Source organism: Rhizobium sp. NLR16a (assembly GCF_017948245.1).
Taxonomy (GTDB): Bacteria; Pseudomonadota; Alphaproteobacteria; order Rhizobiales; family Rhizobiaceae; genus Rhizobium.
Window position 1 is genome coordinate 232,000 of record NZ_CP072866.1, and the last position, 23,167, is coordinate 255,166.

Sequence of the window (23,167 nt, forward strand, 5' to 3'; positions counted from 1 at the left end):
CGTGCTCCTCAATTGGCCATAGCGCCACGGGTGATGAGTTTGCCGAGCGCGGCCACCAGCTTGTCGAGGGCAAAGCCGACGATGCCGATATAGGCGAGGGCGACGATGATGTCTGGAAGGCGCGAGGAGTTCCATGCGTCCCAGATGAAGAAGCCGATGCCGACGCCGCCGGTCAGCATTTCCGCCGCGACGATGGCAAGCCAGGAAAGGCCGACGCCGATCCTGAGGCCGGTGAAGATGTAAGGGGCTGCCGAAGGCAACATGATCTTCCAGAAAAACTCGAGCTGGTTGAGGCGCAGCACTTCGGCGACGTTGCGGTAATCCTGTGGAATGTTGCGGACGCCTACGGCGGTGTTGATGATGACAGGCCAGATCGAGGTGATGAAGATGACGAAGATCGCCGAAGGATTGGAATCCTGGAAGGCTGCGAGGGACAGCGGCAGCCAGGCGAGCGGCGGGACCGTGCGCAGCACCTGGAAGATCGGATCGAGGCCGCGCATCGCCCAGATCGACTGGCCGATGATCGCACCGACAATGACGCCGGCGACCGCGGCAAGCCCGAATCCATAAGCGACGCGCTGCAGCGAGACAAGCACGCGCCAGCCGAGCCCGATATCCTGGGAGCCGTAGTTGAAGAAGGGATAGGCGATCAGGTCATAGCTCTCCTGCCAGACCTGATGCGGCGAGGGTAAAGACGCGTCGGTCGAGGAGCACAGTACCTGCCAGACGAGCAGGATGAGCGCCAGCACGACGGTTGGCGGAACGACGTTCCGCAGTGCGATCAGCCCCGCATGACGAAAGTCGATCCGCGGTGCATGTTTGCCGGAAAACGGCAGGACCCTTGCCGCCGGTTTGATGGGGGCGGTGGTCGAAGGATTGTGTTGATTCGCCAGGGCGGGCATCGCGCGTTCCTCACGAGAAAAGGGGCCGGCGCGCTTGTGGCGCGCCGGAGCGGGGTCAGGAGACGACCTTGATCGACAGGCTGTCGAGATAAGCGGCGGGATTTTCGGGATCGAAGACCTTGCCGTCGAAGAAGGTCTCCTTGCCGCGGGAAGACGAGGCGGGGATGTCGGCGGCAGCGACGCCGAGATCCTTGGCGGCCTCGCGCCAGATGTCCTCGCGGTTCACCTGGTTGACCAGCGCCTTGATGTCGGTGCTTGCCGGCAGGTTCCCCCAGCGGATGTTTTCGGTCATGAACCAGGTGTCGTGGCTCTTGAACGGATAGGAGGCGCCGTCTTTCCAGAACTTCATGTAGAGGTCGGTGGCCTTGACCTCGCGGCCGTTGCCATAATTGATGTCGCCCTTGAGCCGGCCGAGCACGTCCTTCGTCGGAACATTGAACCACTGACGCTTGCCGAGAATGTCGGCCATCTCTGCCTTGTTGTCCATGCTGTCGCACCATTGCTGGGCTTCCATGACGGCCATCAGCAGGGCCTTTGCCGCATTGGGGTTCTTTTCGATCCACTCGGCGCGCAGACCCAGCGCCTTTTCAGGGTGGCCCTTCCAGAGCTCACCGGTGGTGGCCGCGGTGAAGCCGATGCCCTGGTTGACGAGCTGTTCGTTCCACGGCTCGCCCACGCAGAAGACGTCCATGTTGCCGACCTTCATATTGGCCACCATCTGCGGCGGTGGAACGACGATGGTCGAGACGTCCTTGTTCGGATCGATGCCGCCGGCGGCGAGCCAGTAGCGGATCCAGAGGTCGTGGGTTCCGCCCGGGAAGGTCATAGCGGCCTTGATCTCCTTGCCTTCGGCCTTCTTCTTCTCGAAGGCGGCTTTCAGCTTCGAGGCATCGAGCTGCACGCCGGTTTCGGCATATTCCTTGGCGACCGAAATGCCCTGGCTGTCGAGATTGAGCCGGGCAAGGACCGCCATCGGCACCGGCTTGTTGTTCTGTGTCACCTTGCCGGTATGCATGAGATAGGGGAGCGGCGAGAGGATATGAGCGCCATCGATGCCGTTGGCTGCGCCACCCAGCACCAGATTGTCTCTGGTCGCACCCCATGACGCCTGTTTGGCGACGTCAGTTTCCGGGAGCCCATATTTTTCGAACAGGCCTTTTTCCTTGGCGATGATCAGCGGCGCGGAATCGGTCAGCGCGATGAATCCGAGCTTCACACCTTTTACTTCGGGGCCGGTCCCGGCCGCAAAGGCGCCGGAGGGAAAGGCAGTCTTGACTGCGCCGATGAGGGCGGCCGCTGCAGTCGTCTTGAGCATGCTCCGGCGGGTGATGCCGGTTGTCGAAATCCCAGTCGTCGAAATCTTCTTCATCTGCAGGTTCCCCTCTGCTTGGTGAATTCGGACGCAAAAAAACGCCGCCGGAGTTTGCGTTCGGGGGATGGGAAATCCCCGACAGCAAAGACCTTGCGACGCCGTTGTCTGATGCGGGCGCTTATGCTGCGCCCATCCGCTCGGTCGCCGTTGACCGGGCGAGGAAGAACCTGCAACCGGCGTGCCAGTTCGAGGTAAAGTCGGTAATGGGTTGAATAAAAAGAAAGAATCCGTGATTTGAAATATGGTTATTTATTGTGCAATATTGAAATATGATTATGATTTGTGCGCTACGATGGCGGCCGCATTCGCGAGAGCGCTATATTTGTGCAGCGCACACGGCCGCAGCACCCTGACAGGTATAAAAATGGGCGCGGGTGAAGCGTGGCAGCGAACAGCGCGATTGGAGCCGTCGTCTCGTTCTCAGAGGTGGGCGGATTATGACACAGCCGTGCCACGGCCAACTGGGACTTTCGCCTCCGTTGTCTGCCCCTCGATTAGCACTCTTTAAAATATTCAATGCGACATTCGGGCGGAGGAAACAGCGAGATCGCCTTGAGCAATAAACAATCCAGAACAAACGTCGAGCTTGAGAACCTGCTTCGCCAGCTTGGTCTGGCCCTTGAGGCGTCCGGGATCGGAATCTGGCAGCACAACATCGCAAAAAATCAGACGCGTTGGGACGAGCAGCTCAAGCTGATTTATGGCGTTCCGAAGGCACCTTTCGACGTTATCTGGCTCGACAGCGTCCACCCCGACGATCTGGCGCCGACCAATGAAGTATTTCTGCGCGCCATCGAAACCAAATCGGATTATGCATCCGAATTTCGCATCATACGGCCGGATGGAGCGATCCGCCATCTGCGCTCGCGCGCTCGCTACTTCGTCGATGCGGCCGGTGACCCCTGCTTTGTCGGCGCCGAATGGGATGTGACCGACGACGTTCTCCTCAACAAGGAGCTGGAGAGGAGCCGGGCGGAAGCTCGGTTTGCCGCCGATCACGATCACCTCACCGGTCTCTTGAACCGGCGCAGCTTCGATTTCGCCCTGGCCGAGCTTGCCAGGCAGGCGAGCGTCAAGGTCGCGCTTCTCCATATAGACGTCGACCATTTCAAGGAGATCAATGACCGTTTCGGGCATGCGGTCGGCGACCTCGTTCTCTGTCACGTCAGCAAGATTCTGTTGGAGGCCATCTCCGGGGGTGACGTCGCGGCACGGCTCGGCGGCGATGAGTTCGCCGTCGTCATCATCGAGGGCGAGTCCGACAAGACCAAGGCCGTGCTCGATCATATTCAGCGACGTCTGGAGAGCCCGCTTCCTGGTGGCGACCAGATGCTGAGCGTGCAGTGCTCCATTGGCGTGGCCAGCGCCATGAGCGCAGACTTCGCCAAGCTGCTGTCCCAGTCCGACCTGGCCTTGTACCACGCCAAGCGGAACGGCCGGAATCGCGCCGAGATATTTTCCGAGGAGATGGCTTCGACGCTCGCGAATGAAAGGCAGCTTGCCCAGGATCTGCGATCCGGACTGGCGCTTGGCCAGATCCGTCCATTTTACCAGGTGCAGGTCGACGCCAAGTCATTGCGGGTAAACGGTGTCGAAGCGCTGGCGAGGTGGCACCACCCGACGAGAGGAATTCTCGCCCCGGCGCATTTCCTGTCTCTGGCCTCGTCGCACGGATTGGTCGCAGAGATTGACGATGTCGTCCTGAGGGCTGTCCTGTCGGATATGAAATCCTCGGCCTCCCTGCTGGAGGGTATACGGCTATCCGTCAACCTTTCCGCCGATCGTCTCGATGATCCCGAATTGGCAACGAAGCTCGGCGGCTATGAGATCCCGCCCGGCCGGTTGAGCTTCGAGCTGATAGAGACGATATTCCTGGACAGCCTGAGCGATCGCGTGCGCCAGAACATCCAGGCCATCAAGTCCTTCGGTATCGACATCGAGATCGACGATCTCGGATCGGGACATGCCTCCTTGCTGGGCCTGCTCGAGCTGAGACCAGACCGTGTCAAGATTGACCGCCGGCTTGTGATGCCGATTCTACAATCCGTGCCCAGCCGTCGGCTGGTAAGTTCACTGGTCGACATTGCACGGGCGCTTGACATGGAAGTGATTGCGGAAGGGGTGGAAACGCTCGACCATGCCAAAGTACTCGCCGATCTCGGCGTCCACACTCTCCAGGGTTATGCTTTTGGACGGCCGCAGTCGTTTGCCGATCTGGCGGCGCGACTGGAGCAGGAGGCACTGGAGTTCGGGCAACCGGATGTCGTGCGTGCGCGTTGATGAAGAGAACTCGGCGGCCTCACCATTTTCTCCCCGTCAACCTACTGTTTTCCGTCGGAATTGCGTAGAATACAGCAGGCTAGAGCGGTTATGCGGGTCGTTAAAGCTGAATCGCTCTACCTTGCTTTCCAGTTCGCATTGTCGGGGATCGACCGCTGAGGCACGACGACCTGGATGATGGACGGGCTGTTCAGGTTTTCTTTGGCGCCGTTTATGGCGCTCTGCAGTTCGCCATAAGTATCCACTTTCCAGCCTTGGCAGCCAAAGACCTCCGCCAACTTGCTGTAATTCCATCGGTGCAGAATGCATGAATTGTAGAACGGCTTATTGCCGTGGAAAACCGATGCATCGGCAAGCCACTGCTCCACGCCATAGATGCCGTTATCCATCACGAAGACGATCGGGTTTAGATTGAAACGGGTTTGAGTCGAGAGGCATTGAGCGGTCATCTGAAACCCGCCATCCCCCGCAAAGACCAGCAGTCTCTGTTTATCTTGCTTCGCCAGCGAAACCCCGGTCGCGGCCGGGCCGATATAACCGATCGCCGAATAGGATGATTGGACGATGAAACCGCGGCGAGCACCCACTTCAAGAAGCAGGCTCCCGAAATAATTCAAACTGGCGTCGGCACCAACGATCGTATTATCGTCGATCTGCTGCTGAATGAAATCGTAGAAGCCCTGATAGGTGATTTCGGCTGCCGGATTCACGACCGGCGCTTGCCGGGCCGTTTTCGCCGGAAGAGTTTGGGCTTTGCACGTCAGCCTTTTGTCGATCAAGCCGTTGACGAGATCCGCCAGCGAAACCTGTGCGTTGAAGATCGTGCCGTATTTTACCGTATCCCAAGAGGCGAATGCGGTTTTATCAAGATCGATAGGCCAGTCCAAATCGTTGATATCAGTCAACCAGACGCCCAGCGCCAATACGAAGTCGGCGTCTTTGACCAAGGACTGGACATAGGGTGACGACGATTTGCCATCGAACACCCCGGCAAACTGGACATCGTCTTCCGACAGGATGGCCTTGCTCAGGAGCTCGGTCACGTAGGGAATTTTGAGGTCGCGAAGGAGCCGCTCCGCCTGGTCGTGAAGGCCGAACCGGTCGATCTCGACACCGATCCAGATCAAGGGTTTGGTGGCATTCTCCAATCTTTCGCTGATTTGGGCGATCGACTGATTGAGACTGTCCTCGTCGGATATGACGGGCGCCGCCTTCAATGCATTCGACGGGCGCGCGCATTCCAGGTCGACCATATCCTCCAGCAACTCGATGTAGACCGGACGTCTTTCCGTGATGCACTGTGTCAGCGCATAATCTATGAGCATTGGCGCAAGATGAGGGCTGTCGATGCGGACGGTAGCGGCGGTTATGTATTCGAACACCTGAAGATCCGTTTCCCGTCCGCTGATGAAGTGATGCGAACTGTAGCCGGTTTGTTCGAATGTCAGCGTTTTCTGGATGCTTGGCGCACCGTTGATCAGAACGACCGGCACTTTCTCGACGTAAGATCCGGCGATCGCATTTGTCGCGCAAAGCGAGCCTGCGGAATAGGTAACACACAGCGCGCCAATTCCTTTCAGTCTCGCATAGCCGTCGGCGGCATAACCGGCATTCAGTTCGTTCACCTCTTCGATGACCTGAATACCGCTTTTTTCGACATAGCTGTTTACCCATTCGATCGAATAATCGCCCGCTACGGAAAACAGGTGTCCCAGGCCCAGTTCGCCAAGTCTGTCGACCAGATATTGTCCAACCGTGTATGTATCGCCCATGGTCCAACGGCTCCCCTGTTGACGGAAATTGATCAATATTAGAACTCGCTCGCGTTATCGAATAAGCGCGGTATGTATATGTCGAATATTCCGGGGCATTTTCGCTCGGGAAATCTTTCCAGCAGGAAGCGCTTGAAAGCATCATTGGTGAGCCCGTTGCCGGCAGCCTCCATGGCGGCTGACAAATACTCTATATTTCTGGCAACTTCGTTCTTGTCGGCCGGAAAGCCGTGACCGGGAAGGAACAGGTCATAGTCGGACAGCAGCATGCCCTGCAAAATCCCGATCCAATGCTCCATGTATTTCGTCAGATAAAGGTGCGTTCCGCTGTAGATCAGGTCTTGCGCAATAAAAACGCCCAGGTCTGGAAGACCTATGGTGAGGAGAAAATCGATCTCCGTATCGACGACTTTATCAAATACGTATCTGACTCCGTCGATGATCTCGTGGCCGGCGCGGACGGTGTTTTCAGGAATTACCAAGCTCTTCGGAACGAGGTTGCCCAGCTTCCAATGGTCGTTCAGGGACTCCTGCCCATGCTGCCTCAGGAATTCCTTCGTTTCCGGTAATGTATGAATTGGAATGTCGCTGAATGCGGCTCCCAGGCCGAACCAATGGTCAGGGTGCCTGTGCGACAGGTAAATCCGGTCGATTTGCTTGCCGATACTGTCGGCATACGCCCTGAATTGCAGCGCATAGGGGACGAGGAATTGCCCATCGACGAGAACAAGCTTGTTTCTGCTTTCGATGATGTGCGTTGCATTGGCGATGTTGTCATCAGTGAAAGCTGAAATGAAAGTATGAATGCGGACATCGCCTGCTCGCCTGACGATTTTGATGGGATCCGGCAATTGCGCCACCATAGGTATCTCCCTGATTGAAAGGTCGGTTGCTGCGGTTTGACGTTCGCCCGGCATGGCGGAGACGTTCCCAGGTTTGTTTCCAAAATGTGCGCCAGAGCGCCGTCACGGATGAGTTCGACGACCGTGGGACGCGATCTTTTCCTGCAATGTCATCAGGGCTGCGCGCGCAACGTCGTAGGCGCTGTCGACGCCCGCCTCTGGCGCGTCCTCGCCGGGCCGCCAGAATCGTCTGCGCGTCATTCGCATCGAGCTCTCGAAGGGGGGAATTGCGTTAAAGACTTCGACGAGATAAGGGCCGGAATAGACCGGCTCGATTTCATCCAGCATGATCTCCCAGGGAATCCAGCTATCTCTGACCGTGCCCCGGTCCGGCGCCGAGATATGAACGTAATTCAGCCGGCTTTGCTGTGCTGCTCGGGCGACATTTTTCCTGAAGATTGCCGGCCCCTGGCTTTCCATCACGACCTGAGCTGTATCGATCGTGACGCCACAGGCCGGAATATCGGCGCTTTCGAGAAAATCCAGCGCTTCCGAGACCATGGTCGGCCCGGGCGTTTCCCAATTCTTGACGGGTTCGATGGCGAGCTTCACCCTCTTCTCGGCAGAATATTGCGCCAATTCCCGGAAGATGGAGGCGGCCGCCGCATATCGTGGCGTCATCCAATCCTGAAGCGCGTCGCTCCAGATCCCTTCACCGTCATCCGTCAGAGGAAAGATGCCATAGGGGTACAGGAACGGCCCCGACATGATCGTATTCTCCCCGCCCAGCACCGAAGTAATGTCGACGCGGGATTTGAGATAGGACAAAGCCTGCTTGCGCTGTTCCTCGTAGGACGAGGTCGGATCGAAGGTTCGCGTGGTCCCCACATTGGTAGTGAATTTCACATCCCGGAAGCCTGCCCGATCGAACGCTCGTCTGAGGCTGATATAGCTTTCAACCTCAGCATGATGACTGACATGGGCCGGTCCAGGGGCGATATGCACATCGAAGCCGGTGTAGCCGATCTCGGTAAGAGCTTTCAGATGTCTGACGAGAACCTGGGTATAGCCCGCGTCATTCGGCCTCAGATCGGCTGTAAACATAAAGAAGCTGAAATATATATCTCGTCTGCGTGCCTCTTCCATCTTCATCACTCCAGCTGTGGCTATCCAGTAATGCGTGGTTCAGGATGACGTCTCGCCCTGCATTGTGATGAGGCGAGATCCGTCCCGCCTCCCTCACATTGCCATCGGGCTGAAACAAGCGGTCCGCGCCGGGCTACCATCCAAGCAGCTTGCGCAGATATTCGCGGCCCATTTTCGCGTATTGCAGCGGATTGGCCTTGGCCGGGTCCTGCTCTGCTTCGACGCAGATCCACCCGGCGAAATCCGCCTCGGCCAACGCATCGAGAATTTCCGGAAAGGTCTCTATGGAGCCGTCGCCCGGCACGGTGAAGATCCCCGCCTCGATCCCTTGCTGGAAGGACAATCCGCTGTTGTGAATCCTCGTAACCACCTCGGCGCGAATGTCTTTCAGGTGAACATGCTTGATGCGGTGGCCGTATTTTCTGGCCAGCGCCAGCGGATCGACACCGGCAGCCGCCTGGTGCGCGGTGTCGAGAAGCATATTGACCAGGCGAGGATCCGTCTCATCCATGAGCCGGTGGATCGCTTCCGTCTTCATCACCCCCGTTCCGAGATGCGGGTGATAGCAGAGCCGGCGGTTACGGGCCCTGGCTTTCTCTCCCGCTGCGTGCAGGCCTTCGATCAGCTGTTTCCACTGGTCCTCGGAGAATTCGGGGCAATTCGGAAACAGTGCGACCGGAAGCGGATTGACCGCTCCGCCAAATTCGGCGACGACGAGATCGGCCCTGCGCGGATCGTCGCTGCCGCCTTCCATCGCTTCGAGGAAGTCGAGCTGAGCATCGACGCTTTCAAGCGTGTGACGGTTCATCGCCTTGATGGTGAAGTAGGTGCTCACCCAAGGCTCGGAAATCCGCAATCCCCTGAGTTCGAGGGCAGGCCGCAAGATTTTCGGATCCGTCGGATATTTATGGCCGACGCCGCATCCGACATAGCCGGCGAGCGCCATTTCACTCAGTGCCTGCTCGTAGGGGATGCCGATGTCGATGTTGATAAAATCGTCATTCCACCAGAGCGTGGGGATGACACCGAGCCAGACCTTGGCGGGCGTCAGTCGATGCAGATATGTCGTCATGGCAATGATCCAGTTCTTTGAAGACAAGCGGACGTGACGTCAGGTCAGGTTTTGGAAATCGAGAGCCGGAGAAAAAGCCGGAATCTTCGGCGGAAAGGCCCAGGAGCCGAAACCTTGCCCCTTGGCGCCTGCAGGGTGGGCTCCGATCGCCTTCCAGAGCAGACCCTCGACATAGGCATCGGGAGAAACGACGAAGGTGATATTCGCAGGCCTGGGGCCAAAGCGCTCCGTCCAGGCGGAGGACAGCTCGAACCAGGTGCCGGAATACCAGAGCTTGATCAGCGCGCGGGCCACGTCTCCGAGCAATTCATGACCCAGAATGGTCGTGCGCACTGCCTGGATACGGGCCTCACTTTCCGGCGGTGGCAGGGCGGTGAAAGCGGCCAGCAGCGCGTCGGTGATCTCGCCGCCGACTACCTTGTCGAGCGTGGCGAGATAGCTTTCCGCCAGGCCGGTTCCCAGAAGATCGAAGTGGGAAAAGGCCGTCAATTCCGCGGAAAGACCCAGAAATGGCTCGAAACGGCTGGTCATGCGTTCACCTCCGCCTGCCGGGTGACGGCTGGCTGTTTGATACCGCCGGGGATCTCATAGGTGGGGCTGCCGTTCTTGCCGGGATGCTTCGGCAGCGGATTGCGGATGAGTTCGAGGATCATGTTGCGGAATTCGAACATCATCGGAACGGCCTCCAGCAGCAGGCTGGGTTGGCCGTTATAGGCTCGCGTCAAAAGCTGGAGAAATTCGCCATAGCGGGTGTTGAAGGCGATCGCCGCCTCACGCAGTTCCGAACCCTCGAATATGTCCGCCACTTTCAGGTTCTCTTTTATGGGATAGGCGCCCTCCCAATCGACCTGCAAGTGCGGACCCGTGGGGTGGCCGGGCTGGTCGCCCTTCTGGTAATAGCGGCCTTTGACCAGTTCCTCGAAACGATAGTAATGAGCCAGTTCGTGGTCGTCATCGTCATAGATACCGCCACCGTCGCCCTCGCCCTGTTCGATGATGAGCTCGATGGCTTCCAAGGCGCTTTTCAGATCGGTCACGGGAAACAGCTCGCCGCCGCCGGAGTAATAATATTCCGAGGTGATTTGGCGCGACCTGTCGCCGGTAAAGATGGTTGTGCCCGCCCCATGCGCTTCGGCTTCCAGGTATTTGATGCCTTCCTCGATAGTGGAGTAGAACTCGCCGATACTGTAGAAATGGAAGTCCTCATGTCTCGGATGGCTGCCAAGCGCGGTGATACCGGGCGGAGTTTTGCGGTATATCAGGCCCTTGCCGATAAGATGTTCAGGACGCCGGGCCGGCCGCTCGATTTTCAGGAAGGCCGCCAGCGCCTCACGGCCGAAAGCCTGGATGCCGACCTTGAAATCGGTCTCACCGTCCGGCAGGGCGGCGGGATAGCTGGCTACGAAGTCCGGCCTGACAAGATCCAGCTTGCCGCCGATGGCATTCAGAATATTGGCCGCGATCGTCAGATGCAGCATTTCTTCCACGACGATCACACGCAGAACCTGGGTTGCATCCTGGTTGACGCCAGGCTTGATCGAGTAAAGCGCCGTCAGATACGGCGGAATCGTCGCATGCTCGAGCTGCATCGCCCGGAAGAGAAACTCTTTCAGCTCGTCGAGCGTCTTGATACTGTAGGAATCCATGCTCATGCTCCATGAAAGATAAGTTGGGTGCACTGGCCGGCTTCGTGTCGCTCGCATCGAACCCATCGGTTCGGTCCCGCAATGGATATGCCGGCCTTCATTCAATGCAGAGACTTCAGAATGTTGCGACCGCTTCGGAAGCACATGGCAGCCAGCGTCAAGGTGACATTGGCGGTGCCGATCGTCGGCATGCTGCCGCCCCCCACGAGATAGAGATTCTCGTGGTCCCAGCTGCGCTGGTTCTTGTCCACGACGGAATTGGTCCTCGTCGTTCCCATGATATGGGTGCCGGCCAGATGATTGCCGCCGCGAATCGCATAGCCTTGTCCCTCATAGGCCACATAGCCGAAATCGCTGGGATCGTAGCGGGTGTGATCCTGCGCGCCCAGGCGGGTAAAGATGGTGCGCGCAAACTGGCGGCCATAGGCCGCACCCTTCATGGTGTATTCCGGAACCGTGAAGGACAGGATGGGCCGCATGTTGCCCAGAGCATCGGTATATTGCGGATCCACCGTGATGCGGTTGCTTTCGACGGGCATGACCTCGATCATGAATGCGAGCAGCAACTGCCGCGAGACCCGGTCGATCATGCCGCGCCGAAGATCGGCCCCATAGAGGTTGCGGTCATCGACCAGTTCGAGAAGGTCGGAGGTCGGCGCACCCGTGGCCCAACCCCAGCCGTCATTATGGATATCGATGGCGAAGGCGGCTTGCCTTTCGCGGAAAGGGCCGTCCCGCAGGTCGACGATACCGCCCGTCGAACTTGTTCCGCGCATCGTGCCGCAGATTTCCGGCATCAGCGCCCAGTTCAGCAGATAGGCGTGGTCCATCAGATTGCGTCCGACAAGACCGCTGGTGCTGCGCAGGCCGGAGGCCAGCATAAGACGCGCCGTTTCGATGGCGCCTGCCGCAAGCACGAAAACCTTGCCCTTCACTGTGATGGTCTCGTGGGCCGGTGAGGCCGGGTCCTTGTAAATCTTGACCTCGAGAGAGCGGACTTTCCCGTTATCCGGATCGATGTTGACTTTGGATGCGACCGCCTGCGGCAACAGTTCGACAAGCCCCTCGCCCCTTTCCCCGCTTACCGCGAACGCCTTGGCTAGCGTCTTGCCGGAGTGGTAGCGCGCTTGCACGGGACAGAGCGGTACGCAGTTGGTGTTGCCCTGGCAGCGACCGCCCTCTTCGACCTGATGCGTATCGACCGCGCCGATTGGACGGTAGCCCTTCCCACCGTCATAGGCCGGGTTTGGTATGCCATTGCGCCCCTGGGGGTAGGGCCTGACCTTCAGGGGATAGGTCTTGTCGTAAAGTTCGACGCTGGTGCCCTCGATGCCCTTGTTGACCTGCTGATCCAGATAGGAAAGCGGCAGGCCGCGCATGGGAAAGACATAGTCGTCCGGGAAGGTCTGCCCGAGATATTGCTGATCTTCGACATTCGCGGATACGCCGATTTCCCGCTCGGCCAGGCGGTAATCCTCCTCGACTTCCTCAAAGCTCAGCGGCCAGTCCAGCCCCTGGCCGAAAAGCGTGCGCGTTTTAAAATCCGAGCGAAGCAGACGGGGCGTTTTCGCCTCCCAGTGCATAGTCGTTCCGCCGAAAATACGGGTATATGTCGTATCGCTGACATAAGGGCCGGATTGAACGATATAGTTCGAGCTATCGGTTTCCCCCGCCTGCAGCTTGCGAAGCTGCGGGCTGCGGGGGATGGCCGCGTTCGCATTCAGCGGAAAGGGCGACTGGTTGTCCTTGGAGGCTGCCGAATAAAAGGTCGTCAGCAGATTGTCATAGCCTGCCAGAGTGGTATTGGCACCGGTTCCGGCTTCCAGGACAAGGACACGCTTGCCCGCTTCCGCAGCCTGCTTGGCAATGATTGCTCCGGAAACGCCGCTGCCGACGATCACGATATCGTAGTCATCAGACTCTGCGACGGTTTTGGCATCGGCTCTTATCGCTGATTCGAGGGGAAAAAGCACTTTGGTTCTCCATTAGTCCCGGAAGCCGCATCAGGCTTTGCGGATCATGCGTTCTGAACTCAATCGAGATTTCAGGCCGGACGGCCTGAAATCGTCATGATCTCGGGCCGCGGGAGTTTCGGGGTTTGGACTTGGCGGCGGGGGCGGCGGCAGAGCGGGCTCTGACTGCGGAGAGAAAGGAGGCATAGCTCCAGGTCAGATTCCGGACGCTTTTCTCGTAGCCGACGGTACCATCGAACTGTTCGCTCAGCTCATAATGATCGCTGTGATAGACGATGGCGCGCAGCATGGCGTCAGACGAAGCCCGCAGGGCAGCCGACGCGTCGGCGGCGCTGCTGGATGCGCCAAGTTCCAGCTCCGCGAAGAAGGGTTCGGAGAACTGATCGAGGGGGATGGCGCCGCTGGCATCGATGGCATTGGCAAGCCGATATTGAAACTCGGCGAAGTTGGCGGTGCACAGAGCCCAGGGATGCCCGCCGACCACTGGAGCCGCCACATCGCCATCGTAATGGTCGCCTGGATAACGCCCGAAGAGTGGTCCGAGCCCTTTGGCCGCGTCGGCGCCATTGACCGGGTAATAGTTCGAAGACGAAGGATCGGCCCACTGACGCCGCAGGATGGCCGCCGTTGCCAGAAGCTTGGTATCGGTCGGCTCGATCCCGCCGTAGCAGATCGAAGAGACGATATCGATGTTCGCGTCATAACCGGCTTGCTCCGCGGCAGCATCCAGAATGCTCACATAGAGCTGCCCGTTCCAGTGGGTGGCCAGCTGGCTTTCCAGCCATGAGATGGCATCGGCCACCCCGGCAGGCACCGCAATGCCGATCGTGTTTGTGGAAATCTCCCGGAAGAAGCGCAGCTGTACGGCTCGTGCAAAAAACGAATAGCCTTCATATTCCTCCCAGAGATTTGTGGTCTTGTTCTGGTAAACGTCGAGAAGATAAGCGAGATTGGCTTCGACCAATTGTTTGGCGGTCGCCTGGGTGGCGCCATCCAGCTGATCGAACAAGGTCAGGATCGCGATCGACTGAATGGCCGGCCCGTCATTCTGCTCCGACCACGGGCGAACCTCGCCGGTGATGGTGAAGCAGGCGTGGCCAAGTGTGACGGTCGCGGAATTCTTCGCATTTGCCTGGCAGAGCGCCGCGAAGTTCACATAGTCGACCAAGCTCGGCAAAACTCCGCCCGGAACGGGCAGCAATCCGGCTAGCGCGATCTCGATGGCCGTAATGGCCCCGTCGCGGACCCAGTTGAACACGTAGTCCTGGTCGACACCTGGCGTGTTCGCAGGGTAGGAGGGGGCGGCGATGACGCAGCCGGGGGCCGAAAAGACGCCCGGCGATGTGGGATCCTCGATGACATAGCCATCGCTTGTGATGTTGCGCATCATCAGAAGAGAAAAATAGCGCGACAATGCGATCAGATCTGTCTGCGCGAAGGCAGGCCGCGGTTTGACCATAGGCGCATTGGCGCCGATATGGGCCGGGTTCGCACCCGTCATGGACTGACTCCAAAGCGCAACTGTCATTTGACGGACTCCAAAATCGGTTGAGACTTGCCGGAATCGAGGAAATATTCCGGACCCGGATGAGAGAAATATTGCGGTCGAATGGGCGTTGAGAGTGAACACAAGGTCTCTGCGGAGGGCAGGGTGGTTGGCCGTCTGCCCTCGCTACAATTGCACCTTTAACTGGAAAGATCGTTGACATTTTGTTTTTTGGCAACCTTAACGTGTTAACTTCAGGTCAAAAAATCCCAGAGAATTGCGCTTGGCTTTACGGGTGCTCCGGCGGGATGGATTCGACCAGCCCAACGAGATTGGACCGTGTTGCCGCTGACCGGTTGCGCAACGCCAGAATCATTTGCAATTCCGTGGGGGAGATCGCGCTGTTCCTATGCCAGTCCATCGTGCCGCGCCCGAGCAGCAGCCAGTCGAGGGAGACGTCCAGCAGGTCGGCGAGCGCGCAGGCGCTTTCCAGCGAGGTATGACCGCCATTCTGCCAGCGCGAGACGGCGGCGACGGATACGTCGAGTTCGGCCGCCAGGGCGTGAACTTTCCGGAACTTGCCCCGGGATATCGCCTCTCGAATACGTCTGCCGCGTGCAATGTCGTGGGTCATCAAGAATCCTCCCGCTGGTTGCGTTAAAATTGGCAATAACCAAGAGCTTTCGATTACGAATATCAGAAACTTCTTATGGAAGGGGAAGGCAAAACCAAGCACCGGTCAATCTGGTGAAATATCCAGATTGCTCCCGCTCGGCCTCCTGTTGTGAAACGTCAGCACATCAGGAGGGACGGATATGTTGCGGATACTCACCAAAGACATGCTCGATACCGATCGACGTGCTTTCGATGAAATGTTTCGGGCTCGCGCCGCCGTTTTTCGCGATCGACTGGGATGGCAGGTCGATGTCCGGGATCAATGGGAGAGGGACCGATACGACGAGGCCGAGGATCCCGTCTATCTCGTCACGCACCAACCTTCCGGCACGCTGACAGGTTCGCTGCGACTGCTGCCGACCACTGGAGCGACGATGCTCAAAAGCGAGTTCCGGCATTTCTTCGATCAGCCCATCGACGTCGATAGCCCGACGACCTGGGAATGTACCCGCTTTTGCCTCCATCCGCATGCCGGGCAATTGGAGCAATCGCGCGCAGTTGCCACGGAGTTGCTCTCAGGGCTTTGCGATCTTGCGCTCGACACCGGTATCGAGAGCATTGTCGGCGTCTATGACGTTGCGATGATTGCTGTGTACCGCAGGATCGGTTGGAGGCCGACGGCGCTTGCCCGATCCCGGCCGGAGATCGGTACGCTGTATGTTGGCCTATGGGATGTGACGGCGGAGAATTGTCGGACACTTCGTGCCAACCTGTCCCAACTTCTGGAGCAAGCCTCTCCCAATCCTGCCGGAGCCCTTGTCGATGCCGGCATGCGGTAAGCCCAGTCGCTATCCCGCCGCTCTGTAATGGAATCGTCAGTCTTTAACCTGTTCTTCATGTCGCGCCGCGGCTGTTAGAAAATATGCTGTTCTCGGCATCCGCGAAATGTTACCAATGCGAGCAGTTGGAAAATTAGACAACCACGAGTCCACTCATGCTGAGCAGTTCTCGTTTTTTCTACTGTCTGGAGCGGATCTCCGCATCGCCGACATTGCAGGATCTGGAAACAGCGCTGGACGAAGTCCGCCATATCTATGCGATCTCGCACATGGTTCTGCATGTGACCCGTTTCGCAGGGGCGGCGCCGGCCAATCCATTGCTGATGCTGACCTATCCGCCCGAATGGGTGAAACAATATCTTGCCCGGGATTATTTCAGCATCGATCCCGTCGTGCGCCTCGGCCGGCGCGGCTTCCTGCCCGTGGAATGGTCGGCGTCTAAATGGGATACAGGCCGGGCGCACGGCTTCTTCAAGGAGGCGATGGCCTTCGGCGTCGGCCGGCAGGGCGTGACCCTCCCGGTGCGGGGCCCGCAAGGTGAGCGATCGCTGTTTACAGTCACCTCCAATCACCCCGATGCTTACTGGCGGCAGTTCCGCATCGACAGCATGCGCGACCTCCAGTATCTCGCCCATCACCTTCACGACCGGGCAATGGTCTTGTCGGGCATGCGCGCGGTTGCGGATTTTCCACAACTGTCGCGCCGCGAGATGCAATGCCTTGAGATGACGGCCAATGGCCTTCTGGCAAAGCAGATCGGCGCCCGATTGTCCATTTCGCTCAGCGCGGTGCAGCTCTATCTCGCCTCGGCGCGCCGGAAGCTGACTGTCGCGACAACGAGCGAAGCGGTCGCCAAGGCGATTGCGCTCGAACTGATATAAGCCTGTCCGGTCCCTGCTCAGCGTTTGCCTTTGCCGCGCGTCGCCAGAACGTTTCGGATCGAGAAGCTGGAGTGAATCCTGAGGACGCCTGGCAAGGCCGACAATATTTCCTTGTGGATCCGTTCGAACTCGCCGGCATTGGCGACTTCCACGCGCAGCAGATAGTCGGATCCACCCGTCATCAGGAAACATTCGCGGATTTCCGGATGACGGCGGACGGCCGCCTCGAAACGGTCGAGATAATCCTCCGTCTGCCGTTCGAGGGTGATGTTGATGATAACGGCAATCATCGCATCCGCATTGCTCGTATCGAGAAGCGCCGTATAGCCGCGGATCACGCCCGTCTTTTCCATGATCTTGATGCGTCTGAGGCAAGCAGACGGCGACAGGCCGACCTCGACGGCAAGCTTGGCATTGCTCATCCGGGCGTCGAGGCGCAGGAGCCTGAGGATGTTGCGATCTGTGGTGTCAAGGGCGGGCATGATCGATTATTCCAAATTTTCACCGATCATGCGCATAAGATGCAATGGATGCAATGATCAATGACAAATTTGACCTGCAATATCGCTTATTCTTTCATACACTGCAGGGAAACAAGAGGGTGAACATGGACAGCGATATTTTGGTTTCGCATGCACATACTGCCGCGACCATGCAGGGGGCTACAGGCTACCTGACGGTCGATCTTGCTGCGCTCGGCCGCAATTATCGCAAGCTGGTGTCGATGCTGGCGCCGGTTCGTGCGGGCGCCGTCGTCAAGGCCGATGCCTATGGACTCGGCGCGGAACGGGTGGCGAAAACGCTCTACGGCAAAGATTGCCGGCATTTCTTCGTTGCTCAATTCGTCGAGGCGGCGATGCTCCGGCCGGTGCTTGCGCAGGACGCCCAGATTTTCGTGCTGAACGGCCTGCAGCCGGGTAATGAAATTGCCTGCGCCGAAATGAATATTGTCCCTGTTCTGAATTCGCTAGCCCAGTGGCAGCAATGGTCGGCGGCGGCGCGCGCGCTGAAGCGCTGCCTGCCGGCCGTCCTGCAATTCGACACCGGCATGTCGCGGCTGGGCTTTCCCCCGGAGGAAAGGGCGGATCTGGCGATAGCCCTTCGCAATGGCACCAATATCGAAGTCCTGTTCATCATGAGCCATCTGGCTTCGGCCGATGAGACCGATGGCGAGCAGAATGGCGACCAGCTGGCAGAAATGTCCTGCATCGCCGACGAATTTCCAGGCTTCGACATCTCCTTCGCCAATTCCGGCGGCGTCTTCCTCGGCGAAGCCTATCATGGCGTGCTCGCCCGGCCGGGCATCGCGCTTTATGGCGGCGCTGCGAGCGCCGGCGCGCCGAACCTGATGGAGCCGGTCGTCAGCCTCGATGTCGCCGTCGTGCAGACGCGGACCGTATCACCGGGCACGAAGGTTGGTTACGGCGGCGCGCATGTCGCGCAACGGGAAATGTGTCTTGCCACCATTGCCGCCGGCTATGCCGACGGCCTGCCGCGCTGCCTCAGCGACCGCGGCGCCGTCTATTACAAGGGCACGCGCCTGCCGATCGTCGGCCGCGTTTCGATGGACAGCATCACGGTGGATATATCGGCGCTGCCCGAAGGCGCGCTGACGCTCGGCAGTCTTGTCGAGGTGCTCGGGCAGCATCAGACGCTTGAGGATATTGCGCGCGATGCCGACACCATATCTTATGAAATCCTGACCGGTCTCGGCGATCGGTATCACAGGCAATATCGCTGAGAGCCGGCTGGCTTCATTCTTGGGGACATCATGAAAGTCATCGTTCTGGGTGCCGGCATCGTCGGCGTCACATCCGCCTATCAGCTGGCCAAGGCAGGCCATGAGGTTACCGTCGTCGACCGGCAATCGGGGCCGGCGCTGGAGACGAGCTTTGCCAATGCCGGCGAAGTCTCCTTCGGCTATTGCTCGCCATGGGCGGCACCCGGCATTCCGATGAAGGCAATGAAATGGCTGTTCATGAAACATGCGCCGCTCATCCTGCGCCCGAAATTGGACATGGCCATGCTCTCATGGATGGCGAGGATGCTGTCGAACTGCAGCTCCGAGCGCTACGCGATCAACAAAAGCCGCATGCTGCGCCTTGCCGATTACAGCCGCATTGCGCTCGCCGAGCTTCGCGCAGAAACCGGCATCACCTATGACGAACGCATGCAGGGAACCCTGCAGCTGTTCCGCACGCAGCAGCAGCTCGATGCTTCGGCCAAGGACGTCAAGGCGCTGGCCGCCGACGGCATTCCCTATGAACTGCTGGACCGCGACGGCTGCATTCGCGTCGAACCGGCGCTCAGGCACGTACGCGACAAGATCGTCGGCGGGTTGCTGACGCCCAAGGACGAAACCGGCGACTGCTTCAAGTTCACCAATGCGCTCGCCGCCAAAGCCGAGGCGCTCGGTGTGCGTTTCGCCTATGGGACGACGATCAAGGCGCTGGATGTCGAGGGAGGCCGCGTGCGCGGGATTGTCACCGCTCCCGATCCCGTTCGGGACCGCGAGCGGATCAGTGCCGAGGCTGTGGTGGTCGCGCTGGGCAGTTACTCGCCGCTGCTGCTGAAGCCCTTTGGTATCCGCCTGCCGGTCTATCCGGTCAAAGGCTACTCGCTCACCATCCCGATTAACGATGCGTCACGCGCGCCGGAATCGACCGTCATGGACGAAACCTACAAGATCGCGATCACTCGGCTCGGCGACCGCATCCGCGTCGGCGGCATGGCCGAAATATCAGGCTATACCAATGATCTCGGTCTCGCTCGCCGCAGCACGCTCGAACATTCCGTCACCGACCTTTTCCCCGGCGGTGATGTTTCCAGGGCTTCCTTCTGGTCCGGCCTCCGCCCGATGACGCCGGACGGCACGCCGGTCATCGGCCCGACCAAGGTCGCCGGCCTGTTCCTCAATACCGGTCACGGCACGCTCGGCTGGACCATGAGCACCGGTTCGGCCCGGCTGATCGGCGATCTCGTCAGCAACCGTTCGCCCGAAATCGACGCCAAGGACCTGGCAATCAGCCGATACGGCTGACGCGAAATGGACGACAGGAGGAATGAACGATATGGTACAAATTGCCTGTCACTCGCGGGCATCACCGTAGGAGGTCACGAATGTCCGTTAGCCCCGATCGGCATGCACCAGGCAGCGTGGTCCAATCGTCGGCCGTATCGAATGTGTCGTTTCGGGCAACGGTGCAGAACGGAACCGACGCGGATGAGCTCGCGGAAGCACTGTCGACGCCGACATCCACAATAAGGGTCTCGACCGAAGGCACGATGCCCATCGCGTATCGCTGCAATTTCATCTCGATGGAAGATGTAAGCGTGGCCGATTGCTCTTATGAAGGCTCGATTTCCAGCAGGCGAGACGGGGTCGCTGATAGATTGGCTGTGTTCCTGCCGACGCAGGGGATGATGTTGTTCGGCGGCAAGCGGGAGCCGATATATTCGCTACCCGGTCGCGGGGTGATCCTGGAACAGGGCGCCGTCAAGGGAACAAGGATCATCGGCCCCCGCCGTCATTTCTGCCTTTTCATCGATCGCGCCAAGATCGCCGCGCAGCTCACCCATATGTGCGAGCGGACGATCAGCGGCGATATCGGCTTCCATACCGACATCGATCTGACGGCCGGTCCGGGATTCCTCCTGCAGCAACTTGTCTCGAACCTCCACAGCGGTCTCACTGGCAACGGCTTGCTGCAGCGCTCACCACTGGCCGTAAAATCGCTCTGCGATGCGGCGGTTTACCTGCTTCTGGAGACATGTCCCCATCACTATTCGGAGGAGTTGGCGCGTGCCGCTCCGCTCCCGGCCCCGCGCCATGTGAAATGGGCCATGGATTTCATGCAGGAACACATCGCCGAACCGATCTCCCTCAGCGAAATCGCCGTGGCGGCCAAGGTAAGCGTTCGGACTTTGCAGCAGGGCTTCCGTCAGTTCAGGAACACCACTCCAATCGCCTATCTGCATGAAATCAGAATGATTGCCGCCCATCGCGAGCTGCTGGAATCAGACGGAACCCAGGCCATCGCCGAAATCGCGCTGAGATGGGGGTTCACCCATCTCGGGCGATTTGCAGCCGACTACAGGAAGCGCTTCGGCCAGTTGCCGTCGCAGACCGCAAAGCGCTAGGGCGCCGACGCGCTAACCACGGCCGGGATTCATCCCGCGCGACGGCAAGCGCTTCCTCGGTCAAGCCAGGGTCATTCGCCAGAGGGACGAATTCCCTGGTGTAGAGGACCTCTGTGCCCTCGGCGATTATCCGCATCTGCCTTTCGATCGTCTCGCTGATCTCGGAGCGGAAGCTGCGGGCATCGCCGAGAATGCGGGCGACGCCGGGAAGCGCATTGCGCGTTCCGTCGGTGATCAGTTCGGTAACCGAGACGACGCCGATATCGGCCGGGTCGAGTCGCCTGGAGACGATGGTCTGCAGGTTGGTCACCACCAGCCGGCCATTTGAACAAGCGCGTTCAGCCATCGCCTCTCGATGCCTTCGATCGCAAGATTCTCGCCGTTCTCCAGCGGGACAATATGACCCCGCAGCGCACGACCGGCGATGCGGTGAACCTGTCCGCGCCCGCCGTTCAGTGCCGGATCAAGCGGATGCGGGAGGAAGGGGTGATCCGGGCGGACGTCTCGGTCGTCGCGCCGGAGGCAGTCGGGCAGTCCATCACGATCTTCGTCGAGGTGGAGGTGATCAGGGAAACCGCGATCAGATCGAGCGGGCGAAGACGGAGTTCGCAGCCGCGCCGGAAATCCAGCAATGCTATTACGTCACCGGCGAAGCCGATTTCATTCTTGTCATCGTCGTGCTGTCGATGGCCGATTACGAGGCGCTCACCCGGCGGCTCTTCTTCGGCAACAACAACGTCAAGCGCTTCCGCACCTTTGTTGCGATGGACCGGGTCAAAGTCGGGCTTGGCGTGCCCCTGGAGTAAGCCGATGCGGTGGCCGGTTCGCCACCGCATCGGCAGGAAGCGGTGGGATTATGCCGCGCGCTTCAGTGCATCGCCGATCGTCGAGACGATCGTGTCGATCTGGTCTTTCTCGACGATCAGCGGTGGAGAAAGCGCGATGATATCGCCGGTCACACGGATCAGCAGGCCCTTCTTGAAGCAATCGACGAAGACGTCGTAGGCGCGGGTTCCCGGTGCCCCGTCACGCGGAGCGAGTTCCACTGCGCCGACCAGTCCGAGATTGCGGATGTCGACGACACTGGGCAGGCCCTTCAGCGAATGGAGAGCGTCCTGCCAATATTCGGCCAAGTCGGATGCACGCGTCAGCAGCCCTTCTTCCTCGTAGATTTCGAGGGTTGCGAGTCCCGCGGCGCAAGCGACCGGATGGCCGGAATAGGTATAGCCGTGGAAGAGTTCGATCGCATTGTCAGGTCCGATCATCAGCCCGTCATGGACTTTACGGCTGGCAAAGACCGCGCCCATCGGGATCGCGCCGTTGGTCAGGCCCTTTGCCGTGGTGACCAGGTCAGGCACGACGCCGAAGTAATCCACCGCGAAAGGCGTGCCGAGACGGCCGAAGCCGGTGATGACCTCGTCGAAGATCAGCAGGATGCCGTGCTTGTCGGCGGTCGCGCGCAGCTTCTCCAGATAACCCTTCGGCGGCAGGATAACGCCTGCCGATCCCGCCATCGGCTCGACGATGACAGCGGCGATGGTTTCGGCACCGTGCAACTGCACCAGGCGTTCGAGATCGTCGGCCAGTTCCACGCCATGGGCGGGAAGCCCCTTCGAAAACGCGTTGCGCTCGACGTCGAGCGTGTGGCGCATGTGGTCGGCCGGTATCTGCGGGAAGACCCGCCGATTATTGACGAGACCGCCAACGGAAATGCCGCCGAAGCCGACGCCGTGATAGCCCTTCTCGCGACCGATGATGCGCGTGCGTGTGCCCTGGCCGATCGCGCGCTGATAGGCGATGGCGATCTTCAGAGCCGTATCGACCGATTCCGAGCCCGAGCCGGTGAAAAAGACCCGGTCGAGATTGGCGTCAGCCCCGCCCGGCGCGGTTGCCGCGAGCTTCGCGGCGAAATCGAAGGCGATCGGATGCCCCATCTGGAAGGTCGGGGCATAGTCGAGGGTGGCAAGCTGCCGCTCGACCGCCTGGGCGATCTTCTTGCGGCCGTGGCCGGCGTTGCAGCACCAGAGCCCGGCCGTGCCGTCCAGCACCCGGTTTCCATCGACGTCGGTGTAATACATTCCTTCCGCAGTGGCCAAAAGCCGTGGCGTGGCCTTGAACTGCCGGTTCGCCGTGAATGGCATCCAGAAATTTTCGAGTACGGGCGCGTTCGTCTTGTTCAGCTGATCCATTCTGGCCTCCTT

General features: G+C 59.4%; 19 protein-coding genes and 2 pseudogenes. 7 read left to right on the top strand and 14 right to left on the bottom strand.

Going from position 1 to position 23,167, the window contains the following annotated elements:
- Positions 1-8 precede the first annotated feature (8 nt).
- Positions 9-902, bottom strand: coding sequence for a nitrate ABC transporter permease (gene ntrB / locus J7U39_RS20815; protein WP_210632138.1), 894 nt, complete (start codon positions 900-902; stop codon positions 9-11).
- Between the two features lie 55 nt (positions 903-957).
- Positions 958-2,271: a CmpA/NrtA family ABC transporter substrate-binding protein gene (locus tag J7U39_RS20820; protein WP_210632139.1), complete on the bottom strand. Its 1,314-nt coding sequence runs from the start codon at positions 2,269-2,271 to the stop codon at positions 958-960.
- Positions 2,272-2,790: 519 nt separating this feature from the next.
- On the opposite strand from J7U39_RS20820, the gene J7U39_RS20825 reads away from it, so the two are divergent.
- The gene (locus J7U39_RS20825; RefSeq protein WP_210632140.1) at positions 2,791-4,554 is read left to right on the top strand and encodes an EAL domain-containing protein; all 1,764 of its coding nucleotides are present in this window, start codon (positions 2,791-2,793) and stop codon (positions 4,552-4,554) included.
- 116 nt (positions 4,555-4,670) lie between these two features.
- On the opposite strand, the gene J7U39_RS20830 is transcribed toward J7U39_RS20825, so the two are convergent.
- The 9 genes from J7U39_RS20830 to J7U39_RS20870 all read right to left on the bottom strand — a co-directional run bounded on the left by J7U39_RS20830 (position 4,671) and on the right by J7U39_RS20870 (position 15,125).
- On the bottom strand, positions 4,671-6,326 hold the full coding sequence (locus tag J7U39_RS20830; RefSeq protein WP_210632141.1) for a thiamine pyrophosphate-dependent enzyme: 1,656 nt from the start codon (positions 6,324-6,326) through the stop codon (positions 4,671-4,673).
- Positions 6,327-6,364: 38 nt separating this feature from the next.
- On the bottom strand, positions 6,365-7,189 hold the full coding sequence (locus tag J7U39_RS20835; RefSeq protein ID WP_210632191.1) for an MBL fold metallo-hydrolase: 825 nt from the start codon (positions 7,187-7,189) through the stop codon (positions 6,365-6,367).
- 102 nt (positions 7,190-7,291) lie between these two features.
- Entirely contained in the window at positions 7,292-8,320 is a 1,029-nt protein-coding gene (locus J7U39_RS20840) for a TIM barrel protein (RefSeq protein WP_210632142.1), read from the bottom strand.
- A 127-nt stretch (positions 8,321-8,447) separates the two neighbouring features.
- A complete protein-coding gene (gene iolE / locus J7U39_RS20845; RefSeq protein ID WP_210632143.1) occupies positions 8,448-9,386 on the bottom strand; it encodes a myo-inosose-2 dehydratase in 939 nt (312 codons plus the stop codon).
- A gap of 39 nt (positions 9,387-9,425) precedes the next feature.
- Complete coding sequence (locus tag J7U39_RS20850; protein WP_210632144.1) at positions 9,426-9,917, bottom strand: hypothetical protein; 492 nt, start codon at positions 9,915-9,917, stop codon at positions 9,426-9,428.
- Positions 9,914-11,032: a ferritin-like protein gene (locus tag J7U39_RS20855; RefSeq protein WP_210632145.1), complete on the bottom strand. Its 1,119-nt coding sequence runs from the start codon at positions 11,030-11,032 to the stop codon at positions 9,914-9,916. The genes J7U39_RS20850 and J7U39_RS20855 overlap by 4 nt, the downstream gene beginning before the upstream one ends.
- A 101-nt stretch (positions 11,033-11,133) precedes the next feature.
- The gene (locus J7U39_RS20860; protein ID WP_210632146.1) at positions 11,134-13,005 is read right to left on the bottom strand and encodes a GMC family oxidoreductase; all 1,872 of its coding nucleotides are present in this window, start codon (positions 13,003-13,005) and stop codon (positions 11,134-11,136) included.
- A gap of 94 nt (positions 13,006-13,099) precedes the next feature.
- Entirely contained in the window at positions 13,100-14,533 is a 1,434-nt protein-coding gene (locus J7U39_RS20865; RefSeq protein ID WP_210632147.1) for a glycoside hydrolase family 15 protein, read from the bottom strand.
- Between the two features lie 247 nt (positions 14,534-14,780).
- Positions 14,781-15,125, bottom strand: a complete 345-nt coding sequence (locus J7U39_RS20870) for a helix-turn-helix domain-containing protein (protein ID WP_210632148.1) — start codon at positions 15,123-15,125, stop codon at positions 14,781-14,783.
- A 181-nt stretch (positions 15,126-15,306) separates the two neighbouring features.
- Here J7U39_RS20870 and J7U39_RS20875 point away from each other — a divergent pair, with 181 nt between their 5' ends.
- Positions 15,307-15,945: an acyl-homoserine-lactone synthase gene (locus tag J7U39_RS20875; RefSeq protein WP_210632149.1), complete on the top strand. Its 639-nt coding sequence runs from the start codon at positions 15,307-15,309 to the stop codon at positions 15,943-15,945.
- Between the two features lie 155 nt (positions 15,946-16,100).
- Positions 16,101-16,826, top strand: a complete 726-nt coding sequence (locus J7U39_RS20880; RefSeq protein ID WP_210632150.1) for a LuxR family transcriptional regulator — start codon at positions 16,101-16,103, stop codon at positions 16,824-16,826.
- Between the two features lie 17 nt (positions 16,827-16,843).
- On the opposite strand, the gene J7U39_RS20885 is transcribed toward J7U39_RS20880, so the two are convergent.
- Positions 16,844-17,308 carry an Lrp/AsnC family transcriptional regulator gene (locus J7U39_RS20885; protein WP_210632151.1) on the bottom strand — a complete coding sequence of 155 codons (465 nt, stop codon included), beginning with the start codon at positions 17,306-17,308 and terminating at the stop codon, positions 16,844-16,846.
- Positions 17,309-17,433: 125 nt separating this feature from the next.
- Between J7U39_RS20885 and alr the strand changes: the two genes are divergently transcribed.
- The 3 genes from alr (at position 17,434) to J7U39_RS20900 (ending at position 20,966) form a co-directional block, all read left to right on the top strand.
- Complete coding sequence (alr, locus tag J7U39_RS20890; RefSeq protein WP_210632152.1) at positions 17,434-18,567, top strand: alanine racemase; 1,134 nt, start codon at positions 17,434-17,436, stop codon at positions 18,565-18,567.
- A gap of 30 nt (positions 18,568-18,597) precedes the next feature.
- Positions 18,598-19,866, top strand: coding sequence for a D-amino acid dehydrogenase (locus J7U39_RS20895; protein WP_210632153.1), 1,269 nt, complete (start codon positions 18,598-18,600; stop codon positions 19,864-19,866).
- Between the two features lie 80 nt (positions 19,867-19,946).
- Positions 19,947-20,966 carry an AraC family transcriptional regulator gene (locus tag J7U39_RS20900; RefSeq protein ID WP_210632154.1) on the top strand — a complete coding sequence of 340 codons (1,020 nt, stop codon included), beginning with the start codon at positions 19,947-19,949 and terminating at the stop codon, positions 20,964-20,966.
- 31 nt (positions 20,967-20,997) lie between these two features.
- On the opposite strand, the pseudogene J7U39_RS20905 reads toward J7U39_RS20900, so the two are convergent.
- A pseudogene (locus J7U39_RS20905) lies at positions 20,998-21,276 on the bottom strand (amidohydrolase); the annotation flags it as partial.
- A 14-nt stretch (positions 21,277-21,290) separates the two neighbouring features.
- Here J7U39_RS20905 and J7U39_RS20910 point away from each other — a divergent pair.
- Positions 21,291-21,772 (top strand): annotated as a pseudogene (locus J7U39_RS20910) (Lrp/AsnC family transcriptional regulator).
- 48 nt (positions 21,773-21,820) lie between these two features.
- Here J7U39_RS20910 and J7U39_RS20915 read toward each other — a convergent pair.
- A complete protein-coding gene (locus J7U39_RS20915; RefSeq protein ID WP_210632155.1) occupies positions 21,821-23,155 on the bottom strand; it encodes an aspartate aminotransferase family protein in 1,335 nt (444 codons plus the stop codon).
- Positions 23,156-23,167 lie beyond the last annotated feature (12 nt).

Coding starts and splice junctions, on each gene's coding strand:
- ntrB (WP_210632138.1), bottom strand. CDS start 902: ATGCCCGCCCTGGCGAATCAACACAATCCTTCGACCACCGCCCCCATC.
- J7U39_RS20820 (WP_210632139.1), bottom strand. CDS start 2,271: ATGAAGAAGATTTCGACGACTGGGATTTCGACAACCGGCATCACCCGC.
- J7U39_RS20825 (WP_210632140.1), top strand. CDS start 2,791: ATGCGACATTCGGGCGGAGGAAACAGCGAGATCGCCTTGAGCAATAAA.
- J7U39_RS20830 (WP_210632141.1), bottom strand. CDS start 6,326: ATGGGCGATACATACACGGTTGGACAATATCTGGTCGACAGACTTGGC.
- J7U39_RS20835 (WP_210632191.1), bottom strand. CDS start 7,189: ATGGTGGCGCAATTGCCGGATCCCATCAAAATCGTCAGGCGAGCAGGC.
- J7U39_RS20840 (WP_210632142.1), bottom strand. CDS start 8,320: ATGAAGATGGAAGAGGCACGCAGACGAGATATATATTTCAGCTTCTTT.
- iolE (WP_210632143.1), bottom strand. CDS start 9,386: ATGACGACATATCTGCATCGACTGACGCCCGCCAAGGTCTGGCTCGGT.
- J7U39_RS20850 (WP_210632144.1), bottom strand. CDS start 9,917: ATGACCAGCCGTTTCGAGCCATTTCTGGGTCTTTCCGCGGAATTGACG.
- J7U39_RS20855 (WP_210632145.1), bottom strand. CDS start 11,032: ATGGATTCCTACAGTATCAAGACGCTCGACGAGCTGAAAGAGTTTCTC.
- J7U39_RS20865 (WP_210632147.1), bottom strand. CDS start 14,533: ATGACAGTTGCGCTTTGGAGTCAGTCCATGACGGGTGCGAACCCGGCC.
- J7U39_RS20870 (WP_210632148.1), bottom strand. CDS start 15,125: ATGACCCACGACATTGCACGCGGCAGACGTATTCGAGAGGCGATATCC.
- J7U39_RS20875 (WP_210632149.1), top strand. CDS start 15,307: ATGTTGCGGATACTCACCAAAGACATGCTCGATACCGATCGACGTGCT.
- J7U39_RS20880 (WP_210632150.1), top strand. CDS start 16,101: ATGCTGAGCAGTTCTCGTTTTTTCTACTGTCTGGAGCGGATCTCCGCA.
- J7U39_RS20885 (WP_210632151.1), bottom strand. CDS start 17,308: ATGCCCGCCCTTGACACCACAGATCGCAACATCCTCAGGCTCCTGCGC.
- alr (WP_210632152.1), top strand. CDS start 17,434: ATGGACAGCGATATTTTGGTTTCGCATGCACATACTGCCGCGACCATG.
- J7U39_RS20895 (WP_210632153.1), top strand. CDS start 18,598: ATGAAAGTCATCGTTCTGGGTGCCGGCATCGTCGGCGTCACATCCGCC.
- J7U39_RS20900 (WP_210632154.1), top strand. CDS start 19,947: ATGTCCGTTAGCCCCGATCGGCATGCACCAGGCAGCGTGGTCCAATCG.
- J7U39_RS20915 (WP_210632155.1), bottom strand. CDS start 23,155: ATGGATCAGCTGAACAAGACGAACGCGCCCGTACTCGAAAATTTCTGG.